Here is a 15,736-nt window from a genome sequence, read left to right as displayed (position 1 = left end):
AGGCTATTGCAATGATTCAACCCCGTCTGCGGATGTCCAAGCTCACCCTGGGCCTCGTCGCGGCGCTGGCCGCTGCGCCGGTGTTCGCCCAGAGCACCTCCGCCGGTGTCGGCGGTGTGGTGACCCATGGCGGCCAGCCGGTCGCTGGCGCCGAGGTGACCATCACCCACGTCGAGTCGGGCACGGTCAGCCGCGCCACCACCGATGCCGCCGGTCGCTACAACGCGCGCGGCCTGCGCGTCGGCGGTCCGTACAGCATCACCATCACCAAGCCGGGCGACGGCACCAAGACCGAAGACGGCGTGTACCTGAGCGTCAACCAGAACGCCACCATCAACGCCGACCTGACCGGCGACATGGCCGCGCCGACCACGCTGGAAACGGTCAACGCCGTCGCCATCGCCACCGGCTCGGAAGTGTTCAGCGCCACCAAGATGGGCTCGGGCACCAACGTCGGCCGCGAGCAGATCGAAGCGCTGCCGTCGATGAACGGCAACATCCAGGACTACATGCGCCTGGATCCGCGCGTGGCCTTCGTCGATCGCGCCTCGGGCACCATCAGCGCCGGCGGCCTGAACCCGCGCTACAACTCGATCAACATCGACGGCGTCTCGGCCAGCGACACCTTCGGCCTGGAAGGCAACAACATGACCACCCGGCGCCAGCCGGTGTCGATGGAGGCCATCGAAGCCATCGACGTCAACCTGTCCAACTACGACGTCAGCATCGCCAGCGCCGCCGGCGCCACCGTCAACGCGGTGACCAAGTCCGGTACCAACGAGTTCCACGGCTCGGTGTACGGCAGCTATCGCGATGGCGACTGGTTCGGCGACAACCCGGACGGCAGCAAGTTCAACGGCTTCACCAAGGAGAAGACCTACGGCGCGACCTTCGGCGGCCCGATCGTCAAGGACAAGCTGTTCTTCTTCGCCAACTACGAGAAGTTCCAGCAGGACGCGCCGGGCCTGGACCTGGGCAGCACCGCGCTGGGCAAGGCCAACGCCAAGTACGGCATGGCCGACGTGACCCGCGCCCAGCAGATCGCCAAGAACTACGGCTTTGACGCCGGCACCCTGGACAGCGACGGCAACACCGACCTGAAGGAATACGCGCTCAAGCTCGACTGGAACATCAGCGACAACCACCGCGCCAGCTTCCGCTACAGCAAGCTCGACCAGAGCAAGCTGCGCATCAACGGCGCCGGCAGCTCCAGCCAGGCTTCGCTGAGCTCGTACTGGTACCAGCACGAGAAGTCGGTCGAGAGCTACGTCGGCCAGCTGTTCAGCGACTGGTCCGAGAACTTCTCCACCGAGTTCAAGGTGTCCTACCGCGACTACTCCGCGATCCGCGTGGTGCCGACCAACGCGCCGAGCATCGCCGTGTACTTCGACGGCACGGTCGCCAACCCGACCGGCGACGTGCTGTACCTGGGCACCGAGACCAACTCGCAGGGCAACATCCTCACCACCAAGACCTGGAACTACTACGGTGCGGGCACCCTGACCCTGGACAACCACAACCTGAAGTTCGGCGTCGACTACAGCACCAACGACATCTACAACCTGTACGGCCGCAACACCTGGGGCGTGTACACCTTCTTCGGCCTGGACAACTTCGCCAGCGGCCGCTGGAGCTCGTACCAGCTCAACCAGGAGCGTAGCCCGGGTTCGATCGCGGCCGACTACAAGAACAGCAACCTCGGCCTGTTCGTGCAGGACACCTGGTACGTCAACAACAACCTGACCCTGACCCTGGGTCTGCGTGGCGATCGTGCGAGCGTGAGCCCGGATCCGACCTACAACGCGGCGGCGCAGGCCTACTTCGGCTACGACAACAGCAAGGTCTTCAACGGCGATTTCCTGATCCAGCCGCGCTTCGGCTTCAACTACACCTTCGACACCGACCGTCCGACCCAGCTGCGCGGTGGCGTGGGCCTGTTCCAGGGCGATGCGCCGCAGGTGTGGATCGGCAACAGCTACTCCAACACCGGCTTCAACTACAACGCCTACAGCTACACCGCCTACAACCCGGCCCTGCCGTTCAGCCCCAACAAGGACACCCAGCCGGTGCCCAACACCCCGGGGTCGGCGACCCAGGGCGTGAGCTTCGTCGGCAACGACTTCAAGCTGCCGTCGCTGTACAAGGCCAACCTGGCGCTGGATCACGAACTGCCGTGGTACGGCATCGTGGCCTCGGCCGAGCTGCTGGTGACCAAGGTCAAGGACGGCCTGTACTACAAGAGCCTGAACATCGGTCGCGTCAACGGCCCGGGCCAGGATCCGAGCCCGGCCTACTACGGTCCGGACGGCCGCGCGCTGTACTGGAACCCGTCGCAGACCGGTCGTCCGTGGGCCTCCAGCAACAACCGCTACAACCGCAATCAGGCGTATAGCGACGTCTACCTGATCGACAACACCGACAAGGGCAAGACCCAGCAGTTCACCGTGTCGCTGTCCAAGCCGTTCAGCGAAGGCGGCGACTGGTCCTGGAGCCTGGGCTACACCTATACCCACGCCACCGAAGTCGGTTCGCTGACCAGCTCCACCGCCAGCTCGGGCTGGGGCTACCAGTACGCCTTCAACGCCAACTCGGAAACCGAGAACACCTCGCGCTACGAGATCAAGGACCGCATCTCCGGCTCGCTGGACTGGAAGCACATGTTCTTCGGCGACTACGAGACCCGCGTGGGCCTGGTCTACGAAGGCCGTAGCGGCCGTCCGTACAGCTACGTGTTCAACGGCGACGCCAACGGCGACGGCCGTTCGACCAACGACCTGTTCTACGTGCCGAAGGGCCCGGGCGACGTGCTGTTCGGCACGCTGAGCAGCACCGGTGCGTTCACCGCCAACCCGGCGCTGCAGCAGCAGTTCTTCGACTGGCTGGCCAAGAACCCGCAGCTGGCCAAGTACGCCGGCAGCTACGCCCCGGCCAACGGCTTCCGTTCCGGCTGGATCAACACCTTCGACGTGCGCATCACCCAGCAGCTGCCCGGCTTCTTCAAGGGCCACAAGTCCGAGGTCTGGCTGGACATCCAGAACGTGGGCAACCTGCTGAACAAGAAGTGGGGCCGGATCTACGACTACGGCTTCTACGCCGACGCCCGCGTCGCCAACCTGCAGGGCATCTACCAGGGCAAGTACGTGTACAACACCCTGTATACCGACCAGCCGACGGCCGCCAATGCCGACGCCGACGGGTTCAATACCGGCGTGTCGCAGTGGTCGCTGCAGTTGGGCTTCCGCTATCAGTTCTGATCGCGGCGCAAGCTAGCTGAAGCGTGGGAAACGGCCGGGGCGACCCGGCCGTTTTCCTTTTGTGGGGGCTGACGTTAAAGTCAGCCGGCTGACCACAACGACAAGAACTCCGATATGACGACCAGCAATACGGCGGCGCGCGCGCTGCCGGTAGTGGATGCGCGGATCTACCCGCGCGGCGGCCTGGACATCCTCTCCCGCGTGGAAGTGGCGCGGCTGCGCGATGCCTCCAGCGGCGGTCTGCACGAACTGCTGCGGCGCTGCGCGCTGGCGGTGCTGACCAGCGGCAGCGCGTCCGACGACCCGCGCGCTGCGCGCGATCTGTATCCGGATTTCGACATCCAGGTGGTGCAGCGCGATCGCGGCGTGCGCATCGACCTGCTCAACGCGCCGGCGATGGCCTTCGTCGACGGCGAGATCATCAACGGCGTGGCCGAGCTGCTGTTCGCCGTGGTCCGCGACCTGGCCTACATGGCCATCGAACTCGGCCCCGAGTCGACCACCGACCTGCAGTCCAGCGAAGGCATCACCAACGCGGTGTTCGGGCAGTTGCGCAACGCGCGCATCCTGCAGCCGACCGATCCCAAGCTGGTGGTGTGCTGGGGCGGCCATTCGATCTCGCGCGACGAGTACCTGTACACCAAGCAGGTGGGCTACGAGCTGGGCCTGCGCGGCCTGGACATCTGCACCGGCTGCGGCCCCGGCGCGATGAAGGGGCCGATGAAGGGCGCCACCATTGCCCACGCCAAGCAGCGCAAGCACGACAACCGCTACATCGGCGTGACCGAGCCGGGCATCATCGCGGCCGAGTCGCCGAACCCGATCGTCAACCACCTGGTGATCATGCCGGACATCGAGAAGCGCCTGGAGGCCTTCGTCCGCATCGGCCACGGCATCATCGTGTTCCCCGGCGGCGTCGGCACCGCCGAAGAGATCCTGTACCTGCTCGGCATCCTGCTGCGCGAGGAGAACCGCGACCTGCCGTTCCCGCTGATCCTCACCGGCCCGACCATCGCCGCGCCGTACTTCGAGCAGATCGACCGCTTCCTGCGCCTGACCCTGGGCGAAGCGGCGACCTCGCGCTACGAGATCGTGGTCGGCGATCCGGTGGCGGTGGCGCGCAAGATGGCCGCCGGCATCCAGCAGGTGCGCGCGCATCGTAAGGAGCAGAAGGACGCGTTCTACTTCAACTGGTCGGTGGATATCCCGCTGGAGTACCAGCGTCCGTTCGAGCCGACCCACGAGGCGATGGCCGCGCTGGATCTGCACCATGGGCGACCGCCGCATGCGCTGGCGGCCGACCTGCGCCGTGCCTTCTCCGGCATCGTCGCCGGCAACGTCAAGGAAGACGGCATGCGCCGCATCGAGCAGCATGGCCCGTTCGAGATCCATGGCGATGCGGACATGATGCAGGCCCTGGACGAACTGCTGCGCGCCTTCGTCGAGCAGCGCCGCATGAAGATCTCCGGCGAGTACCGGCCCTGCTACCGGGTCATGGCCTGAGCCCGATCCGGATCGTCGCGACGAACCAGGTGCCGTCGCTGCCGGTGTGCAGCGAGGCGCCCTCCAGGCTGTCCAGGCGCGTGCGCAGGGCCGACAGGCCCACACGGTGGCCGCGGCCGATGTGCGGCGCCAGGCCGCCCACCGGCACCGCGTTGCGCACGCGGATTTCCAGGGCGCCGTCGCGTGCGTCGATGGCGACGCCGATCTCGCCGCCCTCGGCGCTGCATTCGATGCCGTGGTGCACGGCGTTTTCCAGCAACGGTTGCAGCGACAGCCGCGGAATCCGCACCGGTGCCGGTGCCTCGGGCACGTCCCAGTGCACGCGCAGGCGCGGGCCGAAGCGGATCGCCTCGATGTCCAGGTAGCGCTTGGCCAGGTCGATCTCGTCCTGCAGGTCGACCAGGTCGGGCGCGGCCAGCGCGGCGCGGAACAGGTCGGACAGGTCCATCAGCAACTGTTCCACCTGCTGCGGCTGCCGGTGCACCAGCATCACCGCGGTGTTGAGCGTGTTGAACAGGAAGTGCGGCTGCACGCGCGCGGTCAGCGCGTCGATCTCGGCCTGCTTGGCGCGCTCGACCAGTTGCTTGATGCGCACATGGTTGTGCAGTGCGGCCATGCCGAGCAGGCCGATCAGCAGGGCGATCCCGGACAATTGCAGTGACAGTGCCAGCCATGCGCCGCTGGAGAGCTGCCAGTAGTCGCCGAAGGCATACAGGATCACCCCGCTGATCAGCCAGGTCAGCGCCTGCATCAGGCCAAGCGTGGCCACGGTGATGGACAGGAAGCCGCATCCGACCAGCGCCCGGCGCAACAGCAGCAGGCTGGCCAGGGTCAGCAGCGCGACCCACTGGATGCCCAGCGACGCCAGCCCGAAGTAGACCCAACGGCTCCCGGCCATGCCCGCGCCTGGGACCGGGGTCAGGGCCAGGATGGCGGCGATGCATTCGCCGGCCATCACGATCCAGATCAGGGTCGAGGGTTGCTTGAGGACCTGCAACTGGTCGTTGGAGTAGGCGGAGGCGGGCATCGGGGGCGGAAGGCGGTGGGGCAGGGCCGAGGTGCATCATGCCGGCTGGCGCGGTGCCGCGCACGGCCCGTCCACTCCCCCATATCCGCCATCCGTCGGCAACGGCTGGCGCGGGGGCGCTCCGGCCGCTAGCGTGGCCGACGGGAGAATCTGGGGAAGGAGATGGCGGTGCCTTGCGAGCGTGGTCTTGCCGAGCGGACGCAGCGTGGCTTCACGCTGGTGGAGCTGATGGTCACCGTGGCGGTGCTGGCCATCATCATGGCGCTGGCGGTGCCCAGCTTCACCGGCCTGATCCGCAGCAACCGGCTGACCGGCGCTGCCAACGAACTGATTGCCGCAGTGCAGTTGACGCGCTCGGAGGCAGTACGCCTGAACGGCGGCGTCAGCCTGTGCCGCAGCGACGACGGCGCCACCTGCGCCAGCGGCGGCAACTGGACCCGCTACCTGACCGTCGCCCGCGACGGCACCGTGCTGCGCAGCACGACCCTGCGCACCGGTCTGGTCGTCACCAGCGCCACACTGGACGCACTGGGCGACAAGCTGACCTTCGGCGCCGACGGCATCGCGCGCAACAGCAGCGGCACGCCGCTCTCGGGGGGCATCGTGGTCTGCATGGCGGTCACCAACCCCTCCAACAACGTCCGGACCGTCAACCTGATGGGCGGCAGCCGCGCCCAGGTCACCTCGACATCCGACGGCGGCAGATGCACCACCCCCGGCTAAGCCGGTTCCGGCAAGCGGAGACACCATGAAGCGGTTCCAGAGCGGCAGACACATGGCGGGCGTCACCCTCATCGAGGTGATGATCTCGGTGTTGATCCTGGGAGTGGGGATGCTCGGCGTGGCGGCGATGCAGACCACGGCGCTGCGCAACAACCAGAGCGCGCTGCAGCGCAGCCAGATCGTCATGCAGACCTACACGATCCTTGATGCGATGCGGGCCAACCGCAGCGCGGCGATGCTGGGGGCCTACAACACCGGCAGCATGCTGTGCACGGCACCGGCGGCGGGCGATCTGGTGGCGAGCGACAAGGCCGTCTGGCTCAGTGGGTTGAAGACGGCGATCGGTGGCGACCCGACGACGACCTGCGGCTCCATCGCCTGCAACGACGGCAATTGCACGATCACCGTGCAATGGGACGACAGCCGCGGAGTGAACTCCAGTGCTAACGGCAACACGAGTGGCAGCGCGACCCAGACCCTGATCACGACGGCCCAACTGTGAAACTACGTATCGCGCTTACGCCGCCACGGCGCCAATCCGGCTTCAACCTGATCGAACTGATGATCTCGATGCTGCTCGGCCTGTTGGTAGTGGGTGCCGCGATCGGCATCTTCCTCTCCAACCGCCAGACCTATGCGGCCACCGAGGGCTTGAGCCGGCTTCAGGAATCGGCCCGGACCGGTTTCGAGATGATGGCGCAGGACATCCGCGAGGCGGGCGGCAATCCTTGCGATTCGGGATTGCCGGTCGCGAACGTGCTGAACAATCCCACGGCGAGCTGGTGGATGAACTGGGCGCTGCCGCTGACCGGCTACGAGAACAGCAACCCGTCCGGCCTCACCGTCACGGCAGGCACCGACGCGATCCAGATCCTCTCCGCGGGTACCGGCGGCGCCACCGTGACTGCGCACAACCCCGCCAACCAGACGCTGACGCTCAACGCGGCAGCGCCGGACCTGCACAGCAATGCGGTCATGCTGCTGTGCGATCGCCAGCAACTGGCGGTGCTGCAGGTGAACAGCGTTTCCGGTACCACGGCCAGCTACGCGAGCGGCGGCCTCAATACCTGCACGCGGCTTGGACGCCTGCCGGGCGTGTGCGTCGCCGGCTCGAACAATTACACCTACGAGATCAACTCCATCCTGACCGAAGTGCGCGCGGTGCGGTGGTATGTCGCGGCCAGCAGCGGAGGAGCGGGTGGCACCTCGCTGTATCAGGAAGTGATCGCGCCCGGCGGCACGAGCCAGAAGAACGAAATCGCCGATGGCGTCACCGGCCTGCAGTTCAAGTACCTGTCCACCGGCGGCACCGCCTATGTCGATGCGAATGCCGTGGCCAACTGGGCCAACGTGATCGCGGTGCAGATCAACATGACCGTCAGCGCCAATACGTCCGCCGGCGCAAACAAGCAGCCGGTGACGCGGACTTTCAGCACGATCGTGAGCATCAGGAACCGGAACCCGTGAACACGTCGCCATCGCCCCGCCGGCAGGCCGGCATCTCGCTCATCGTCGTCCTGCTGCTGTTGCTGGTGATGACCCTGCTGGGACTCGCTGTCTTGCGCGGGACGCTGCTGCAGGAGCGCATGTCCTCCAACATGTACGACCGCAGCCTGGGATTCCAGGCCGCCGAAGGCGCCTTGCGCGATGCGGAGAAGGCCATTCAGGTCGCCGCCGCGGCCGGCAACACCATCGGTTTCAACTGTTCGTCGGGAACGACGGTGTGCCCGGCCGTTCCGAGCAACACGTATACGGGCAATGCCAGCGGCTGCGCGTTGGGCGCCCAGGAGTGCTGGGTGGACGGCACGGTGAAGCCCACCGGCCAGGCGGTCCCGGCGCAGTACTACATCCAGTATCTGGGCCAGCGCACCAGCGAGGATCAGTTGGGTCTGGGGTCGAGCATCAATCAGAACCAGTACGGCGGCACCGGCGGCACCTCGCTGGAGCACTACTACCGCGTCATCGCGCGCAGCGGCAACCCGGCCGCTTCCAACGGTCGGGCCATCGTCGTGCTGCAGACCAACGTCACCGTCAAGTAAGGATCCCTCTATGACCAGTCGAGCGAAGAAGACGACGTACCGGGACTGGCTCCTTGCCGTGGTGGCCGGTGTATTCATCGGTACCGTTGGTGGTGCTGGCGCCGATGTGGACGTTTCGCAGTCGCCGCTGTATGTGGGCAGTGACGTACCGGGCAACCTGACCTTCGTGCCGTCGGTGGAATTCCCCACGGTGATCAGCAAGGCAAACCTCTCTGATACCTATTCGGTGACGAGCAGGTTCGTCGGCTACTTCGATTCCGAGAAGTGCTACAGATACCACTACAGTGACACGGAGAGCGATCGTTATTTCTATCCGGTCAGCATGCTGGGCAACAATCCGAGCAGCTATGCCTGCACCGGCGCGGGCGTGTGGGCGGGCAACTTCCTCAACTGGGCCGCAACCCAGACCATCGATCCGTTCCGCTCGGCGCTGACCGGCGGCTATCGTTCGCGCGACACGGCGAGCGAGACGCTGCTGGAAAAGGCGGTTGCCGATCGCGTCGCGACCAGCAACTTCCCGCGTCGTTCGATCAGCAACAACGCGACGTTGATCGCGGGAGGGACCGGTGCGCAGTGGCAGAATTTCAACATGCGCATCGACGGGCTGGGCAACCAGATGTTCTTTGCCAACGGCAACCTGGTCGACCCTTCCTCCAATCAGCAGATTGCCTACGATCCAAGCAAGCATGCCTTGAACGGTAGCTTTCTCAGGTCGGATGGTTCTCCGTGCAACACCCCTTTGAATCTGGGGTGCGTGCGCGATACGACGTTGACGTTCCAGGTCTCGGTGCGAGTCAAGGTGTGCGATGCCAGCCTCGGAACCGCCTACCTGGAAGATAACTGTGTCGCTTATCCCAGCGGGTACTACAAGCCGGAAGGCCTGATCCAGCAGTACTCCAAGCGAATCCGCTACAGCATTTTCGGCTACAAGAACGTCGACATCCAGCAGGGTGCCGGTGCCGACAGCGGCATTCTGCGTGCCAAGCAGAAGTTCGTCGGCCCGTTTACCTACAATCCCGACGAGGGGCGGCTGGCCAATGCGGCGAGCGAATGGGATCCGCAGACCGGCGTCATCTATCAGAATCCGGATACTGCCGATGCGGCCGCGACGTCGGCGTTGATCGGAACCGATCCGAACTATCAGATCGTCAACAGCGGCGTCATCAATTACCTCAACAAGTTCGGTCAGCTCAAGACCGGCAAGAACGTCAAGTCGTACGACGACGTCAGCGAGCTGTACTACGCCGCAATCCGCTACTTCAAGCACCAGGGCAATATCGCCGCCTACTCGGCGCTGAGCGGAAGCGCGCAGACCAGGTACCAGCAGGCCGACGGTTTCCCGGTCATCACCAACTGGAACGATCCGATCTCCTATCGGTGCCAGGTCAACGTGATCCTCGGGATCGGCGATACCAACACGCATTACGACAAGAATCTGCCGGGCAACAGCAGCAATCTCAGTGGCGAGCCGAGCAAGCCGCAGGAAGTGACGAACGACACCTCGGTCGACGTACTTGCGCGCATGCGCCAGATCTGGCGCAAGGAAGGCTTCAACGCGACCGATGCGGCGAATCGGGCGACCGCCAGTTCGTTCAACGGCAACGGCAATTCCGCGTACATCGCGGCGCTCGCCTACGACGCACATACCAAGGATCTGCGCCCCGACAATGCCAGCGACGGCTTGCCTGGTAAGCAGACGTTGTCCACGCATTGGGTCGACGTGGTGGAGTATGGCGATTACAAGTCGCCGAACACCAATCAGTACTGGTTGACCACGAAGTACGGCGGTTTCCGGGTGCCGGAAGGCTACGATCCGGAGACCAACATCAACGCCCTGGCGGACTCCACCTGGTGGGACGGCAGTTCGTACGTCAACGGCAATACCGGCTACAAGAAGCCGGACAATTACTACCTCGCCGCCGACGCGGAAAAGATGGTGGCCAGCCTGCGCCAGGCGTTCGAGCGCATTCTGGAGGAGATGAAGGGGTCCGCAGCGTCTCTGGCGAGCAACACCACCAAGCTCGAGGCTGGCGCGCGGACGTACCAGTCGGTGTTCTATAGCGGTACCTGGCGTGGCGATGTGGTGGCGTACGACGTCAACCAGACCACCGGCGCGCTGACGCAGGCGTGGAGCGCCAGCGCGCAGTTCCCGGCCTGGGATACCCGGACGATCAAGTTCGTCAACTCGAGTGGGAATCTGGACAATTTTGCCTACGGCAGACTCTCCGGAACGCCGTTGTCGTCCGCGACGCAGAACCAGATCAACTATCTGCGTGGCGATCGCTCGCAGGAGAAGGCCAACGGTGGCGTCCTGCGTACCCGTACCGGCATCCTGGGCGACATCGTCAACTCGCAGCCGGTCTATGTCGGAGCACCCAACCCGCGGCTGTACACGACGGCGACGTTCAACGGCGCCAGCACTTACGCCTCCTTCGCCGCAGCCAAGTCCACGCGTACGCCGATGATCTATGTCGGCGCCAATGACGGCATGCTGCATGGGTTCGATGCCGGCACCGGTGTGGAGAAGTTCGCCTTCGTGCCGAGAGCGGCGATGACCGGACTGCTCAACTACACCGATCCGAATTACGAGCACCGCTATTACGTGGACGGCGAACTCACCGTGTCGGACGTCTACTCCGGGGGCAGCTGGCGCTCGGTACTGATCGGCACCATGGGGCGGGGCGGCAAGGGCATGTTCGCGCTAGATGTCACCGACCCCAACAACATCACGTTGCTGTGGGACAAGACCTCCACGACCACCGACCTCGTCGGACTGGGCAACAATCTCGGCAAGCCGATCATCGGGCAACTCGCCAACGGCCAGTGGTACGCCATGCTCGGCAACGGCCCCAACAGCAGCGGCGATTCGGCCGATCTCATCCTGGTGAACGCCATCACCGGTGCGTCCAGCCGTATCCAGACGGGGTCTAGCGGCAACAATGGCCTGTCCGGTGTGCTGGCCTGGTCGTCCAACAACGATTTCATCGTCGATCGCCTGTATGCCGGCGATCTCAACGGGAATGTCTGGCGATTCAACATGACCGGCGCGAGCGGTACCGCGAGCAGGCTGTTCTCCGCCAGCTATGGAGCCAAGGCGCAGCCGATCACCGCCGCGCCCACGGCGGCGAAGGACCCGGCGACGGGCCTGACCTGGGTGTTCTTCGGGACCGGCAAGTACCTGTCCAGCGGCGATCTGGGCAACAAGGACGTGCAGAGCTGGTACGGTCTGATCGACCGCGGCAGCACCATTCCCTCCAGTCGCGCCACCCTGAACAAGGTCAACATCCTGCAGGAAGGCACCGTCAACGGCTTTGCCGTGCGGGTGATCGAGGACAAGCCCAGCGCCGGGCAGGATGGCTGGTACATGGACCTGCTATCGCCTCCCGGCACGCCGCAGGGCGAGCGCATGGTGGTATCCAACTTCTTCCAGGGCACGGCGCTGATCGGCACCACGCGTATTCCGGATTCTGGGGACGTGTGCAGCCCCAGTGGCAAGGGCTTCGTGATGGCGATCAACCCGTTCACCGGTGGCCGGCTGTCCCAATCCTTCTTCGACCTGGACGGCAGCGGCGGATCCAGCACCGGCGATACCCTCAATGGCACCCCTGTCTCCGGCATCGGCCTGGACAGCAGCCCCAACAGCCCGATCTTCATTGGCAACCAGATGCAGATCGCATTGGACAATGCGAGTACGACCACGCTCGGCACCAACAGCAGCGCGCTCAGCATGAAGCGCGTGTCCTGGCGCGAACTTCTGAGGAACAACTGATGCGACTTTCGTCCTTTTCGTCCGGCCGGCAGCGCGGCTTCACCCTGATCGAACTGATGATCGTGGTCGCGATCGTGGGTGTTCTGGCGGCGATCGCGTTCGCCAGCTACCAATCGCACATCGTGAAGTCACGCCGCTCCGCGGCGTCTGTCTGCCTGCAGCAAGGTGCGCAGCTGATCGAGCGCTACTACACGACCAACATGACCTACGTGGGTGTCCCCAAGCCGCAATGCGGAACCGATGCCGTGCAGTTCTACAGCGTCGATTTCACCGGCACGCCGACCGCCAACACGTTCAAGCTGACCGCCACGCCGACCGGTCCGCAGTTGGCCAAGGACACGCAGTGCGGTTCGCTGAGCATCGACCAGAAGGGCGCGCGCACCACGTCCACCGGCGCGGGCGAGGGCACCTGCTGGTGAGACTCGGCGGATAGGGCGCAGCTGCGGTCGCAACGTGCGCGCTCCCACCCCTTGCGATTGTCATGGGGCCTCTATACAATGCGCCTCCCCGCCCGAATAGCTCAGCCGGTTAGAGCACTTGACTGTTAATCAGGGGGTCGTTGGTTCGAGTCCAACTTCGGGCGCCAAATCCGCAAAGGCCGCGAGCAATCGCGGCCTTTGCTTTTGCGCGTCAGTCAGGGATCCGGCAGGGCATGGGGTCGGTCGCCTTTCGTGCGCGGATGCGTCCGGTGTTGTTCACCACCACCGCCGCGCGCAGCTGGCCCCGCTCGCAGATGCTGACGGTCAGATTGCTGCCGGCGCTGCGTCCATCGGGCAGGAAGCGGATCGAGGGTCGGCCGCGATTGGAGCGCAGCACCAGGGTGCCGGCTCCCGGTGCGCTGCCTTCGCTGAGGATGCTGTCCGGCGTGGTGGGCTGGCCTAGCCGCTCCGGGTCGCGGAACACCAGCCAGCCGTGGCTCCAGTCGCTGTCGCTGCGGCAACTGCCGTCGCCGTTGGACGGACAGGCGCTGACGGGGATGCCGGAACTGATGGCGCTGCTGCGCGCCAGCGCGAAGTGCGCGCTGAGCTGGTGGGTCGCCGCCGTCAGGCGCTGGTTCGCCAGCAGCTCCCGGAATGCCGGCAGGCCCAAGCCGGCGAGCAGGCAGATCACCACCATCACGATCATTGCCTCGAGCAGTGTGTAGCCTTTCAGCGCAGCGTTCCGCATGTCCGTCGTCTCCCGGTGCGAGGTCGCCAGTCTCGCGGCGGGGCGGCAGGGCTTGAATGAGGGGGTTGTGCGTTCCCATGTAGGAAATCTCCCCGGCGCGGGGTCGGCCGACACGGTCGGTCTCGCTCTTCACCTTGAGGCTTGTGCATGTCCGACCGTTTCCAACTCGTATCGCCGTATTCGCCGGCCGGCGACCAGCCGCAGGCGATCGAGAAGCTGGTGGCCGGTTTCGAGGCCGGACTGGCCAAGCAGACCCTGCTCGGCGTGACCGGGTCGGGCAAGACCTACACCATCGCCAACGTGGTCCAGGCGATCCAGAAGCCCACCCTGGTGATGGCGCCGAACAAGACCCTGGCGGCGCAGCTGTACGGCGAGTTCAAGGCGTTCTTCCCCAACAACGCGGTGGAGTACTTCGTCAGCTACTACGACTACTACCAGCCCGAGGCCTATGTGCCGTCCTCGGACACCTTCATCGAGAAGGACAGTTCGATCAACGAGCACATCGAACAGATGCGCCTGGCCGCAACCAAGACCCTGCTGTCGCGGCGCGACGCGCTGGTGGTGGCCACGGTCTCGGCCATCTATGGCCTCGGTGCCCCGGAGGACTACCTGTCGCTGCGGCTGATCCTGTCGATCGGCGAGCACGTGGAGCAGCGCCAGCTGATCCGCCACCTGACCGATCTGCAGTACACCCGCAACGAGTATGAGCTGCACCGCGGCAGCTTCCGCGTGCGCGGCGAGGTCATCGATGTGTTCCCGGCCGAATCCGACAGCGAAGCCCTGCGCATCGAACTGTTCGACGGCGATGTGGAGCAGCTGACCCTGTTCGATCCGCTGACCGGCGAGACCCTGCGCAAGCTGCAGCGCTACACCATCTACCCCAAGACCCACTACGCCACCACCCGCGAGCGCACCCTCAGCGCAGTGGACACGATCAAGCTGGAACTGAAGGACCGGCTCGAGCAGCTGTACGCGCAGAACAAGCTGGTCGAGGCGCAGCGGCTGGCGCAGCGCACCCAGTTCGACCTGGAAATGATGGCCGAGGTCGGCTTCTGCAACGGCATCGAGAACTACTCGCGGCATCTCACCGGCAAGGCGCCGGGCGAGCCGCCGCCGACCCTGTTCGACTACCTGCCGCCGGACGCCTTGCTGGTGGTGGACGAGTCGCACGTCACCGTGCCGCAGATCGGCGCGATGTACAAAGGCGACCGTTCGCGCAAGGAGACCCTGGTGGAGTTCGGCTTCCGCCTGCCGTCGGCGCTGGACAACCGGCCGCTGCGCTTCGAGGAATGGGAGGCGCGCTCGCCGCGCAGCATCTACGTGTCGGCCACGCCGGGTCCCTACGAGTTGCGCGAGTCGGCCGGAGAGATCACCGAACTGGTGGTGCGCCCGACCGGCCTGATCGACCCGGAGGTGGAGATCCGCCCGGTGGCCACCCAGGTCGACGACCTGCTGTCGGAGATCAACCTGCGCGTGGCCGATGGCGACCGCGTCCTGGTCACCACGCTGACCAAGCGCATGGCCGAGAACCTCACCGAGTACCTGGGCGAGCACGGGGTGAAGGTGCGCTACCTGCACTCGGACATCGACACGGTTGAGCGCGTGGAGATCATCCGCGACCTGCGCCTGGGCAAGTTCGACGTGCTGGTCGGCATCAACCTGCTGCGCGAGGGCCTGGACATGCCCGAGGTCTCGCTGGTCGCGATCCTGGACGCCGACAAGGAGGGCTTCCTGCGCTCCACCGGCTCGCTGATCCAGACCATCGGCCGCGCCGCACGCAACCTGCGCGGCAAGGCCATTCTGTATGCGGACAAGATGACGCGTTCGATGCAGGCCGCGATCGACGAGACCGGGCGCCGCCGCGAGAAGCAGGTGGAATACAACCTGGCGCACGGAATCACCCCGAAGTCGGTGGCGCGCCCGATCGTGGATATCCTGGAAGGCGCACGCGACGACGTGACCGAGGCCAAGTCCGGCAAGGGCAAAGGCAAGGGCAAGGCGCGCCGGGTGGCGGAGGAGCCGGCCGATTACCGGACGCTGGCGCCGGCGGAGATCGCCGCGCGGCTCAAGGCCCTGGAGCAGGAGATGTACCAGCACGCGCGCGACCTGGAGTTCGAGGACGCGGCACGGGTGCGCGACCAGATCAAGAGGCTGCGCGATGCCAGCCTGGTCGGCTAGGCAGGCCGCCGCGGTGGCCGACAACGCGGTGGGTATTGTTCTTGTCCGTCAGGTGGGCTAAGATTCGCGCCCCTGC

At 65.5% G+C, this 15,736-nt stretch carries 11 protein-coding genes and 1 tRNA gene; 10 read left to right on the top strand and 2 right to left on the bottom strand.

What is annotated here, in order from left to right:
* Positions 1-32: 32 nt before the first annotated feature.
* Positions 33-3,254 carry a TonB-dependent receptor gene (locus Q7W82_RS15585; protein ID WP_242160855.1) on the top strand — a complete coding sequence of 1,074 codons (3,222 nt, stop codon included), beginning with the start codon at positions 33-35 and terminating at the stop codon, positions 3,252-3,254.
* Positions 3,255-3,368: 114 nt separating this feature from the next.
* Positions 3,369-4,757, top strand: a complete 1,389-nt coding sequence (gene ppnN, locus Q7W82_RS15580; protein WP_242160820.1) for a nucleotide 5'-monophosphate nucleosidase PpnN — start codon at positions 3,369-3,371, stop codon at positions 4,755-4,757.
* Here the strand turns inward: ppnN and Q7W82_RS15575 are convergent.
* Entirely contained in the window at positions 4,747-5,784 is a 1,038-nt protein-coding gene (locus Q7W82_RS15575; protein WP_242160819.1) for a histidine kinase, read from the bottom strand. The genes ppnN and Q7W82_RS15575 overlap by 11 nt on opposite strands.
* Before the next feature lie 228 nt (positions 5,785-6,012).
* On the opposite strand from Q7W82_RS15575, the gene Q7W82_RS15570 reads away from it, so the two are divergent.
* The 7 genes from Q7W82_RS15570 to Q7W82_RS15540 all read left to right on the top strand — a co-directional run bounded on the left by Q7W82_RS15570 (position 6,013) and on the right by Q7W82_RS15540 (position 12,901).
* Positions 6,013-6,507, top strand: coding sequence for a GspH/FimT family pseudopilin (locus Q7W82_RS15570; RefSeq protein WP_242160854.1), 495 nt, complete (start codon positions 6,013-6,015; stop codon positions 6,505-6,507).
* Between the two features lie 25 nt (positions 6,508-6,532).
* Positions 6,533-7,009 (top strand): type IV pilus modification protein PilV, encoded by a 477-nt coding sequence (gene pilV, locus Q7W82_RS15565; protein ID WP_242160818.1) that lies wholly within the window; start codon positions 6,533-6,535, stop codon positions 7,007-7,009.
* A gap of 59 nt (positions 7,010-7,068) precedes the next feature.
* Positions 7,069-7,974, top strand: a complete 906-nt coding sequence (locus Q7W82_RS15560; protein WP_242160853.1) for a PilW family protein — start codon at positions 7,069-7,071, stop codon at positions 7,972-7,974.
* The gene (locus Q7W82_RS15555; protein WP_242160817.1) at positions 7,971-8,546 is read left to right on the top strand and encodes a PilX N-terminal domain-containing pilus assembly protein; all 576 of its coding nucleotides are present in this window, start codon (positions 7,971-7,973) and stop codon (positions 8,544-8,546) included. The genes Q7W82_RS15560 and Q7W82_RS15555 overlap by 4 nt, the downstream gene beginning before the upstream one ends.
* A 10-nt stretch (positions 8,547-8,556) precedes the next feature.
* Positions 8,557-12,315, top strand: coding sequence for a pilus assembly protein (locus Q7W82_RS15550; RefSeq protein WP_242160816.1), 3,759 nt, complete (start codon positions 8,557-8,559; stop codon positions 12,313-12,315).
* Positions 12,315-12,734, top strand: a complete 420-nt coding sequence (locus Q7W82_RS15545) for a type IV pilin protein (RefSeq protein ID WP_242160815.1) — start codon at positions 12,315-12,317, stop codon at positions 12,732-12,734. The genes Q7W82_RS15550 and Q7W82_RS15545 overlap by 1 nt, the downstream gene beginning before the upstream one ends.
* 90 nt (positions 12,735-12,824) lie before the next feature.
* Positions 12,825-12,901: transfer RNA gene (locus Q7W82_RS15540), tRNA-Asn, on the top strand.
* Between the two features lie 44 nt (positions 12,902-12,945).
* On the opposite strand, the gene Q7W82_RS15535 is transcribed toward Q7W82_RS15540, so the two are convergent.
* Entirely contained in the window at positions 12,946-13,482 is a 537-nt protein-coding gene (locus tag Q7W82_RS15535; protein WP_242160814.1) for a Tfp pilus assembly protein FimT/FimU, read from the bottom strand.
* Between the two features lie 147 nt (positions 13,483-13,629).
* Here Q7W82_RS15535 and uvrB point away from each other — a divergent pair, with 147 nt between their 5' ends.
* The gene (gene uvrB, locus Q7W82_RS15530; protein WP_242160813.1) at positions 13,630-15,660 is read left to right on the top strand and encodes an excinuclease ABC subunit UvrB; all 2,031 of its coding nucleotides are present in this window, start codon (positions 13,630-13,632) and stop codon (positions 15,658-15,660) included.
* Positions 15,661-15,736 lie beyond the last annotated feature (76 nt).

The sequence above is a fragment of the Xanthomonas indica genome (assembly GCF_040529045.1).
In the GTDB taxonomy this organism is placed as follows: domain Bacteria; phylum Pseudomonadota; class Gammaproteobacteria; order Xanthomonadales; family Xanthomonadaceae; genus Xanthomonas_A; species Xanthomonas_A indica.
The sequence above is the reverse complement of the archived record's forward strand: the minus strand, read 5'-3'. Positions and strand labels throughout refer to the sequence as shown.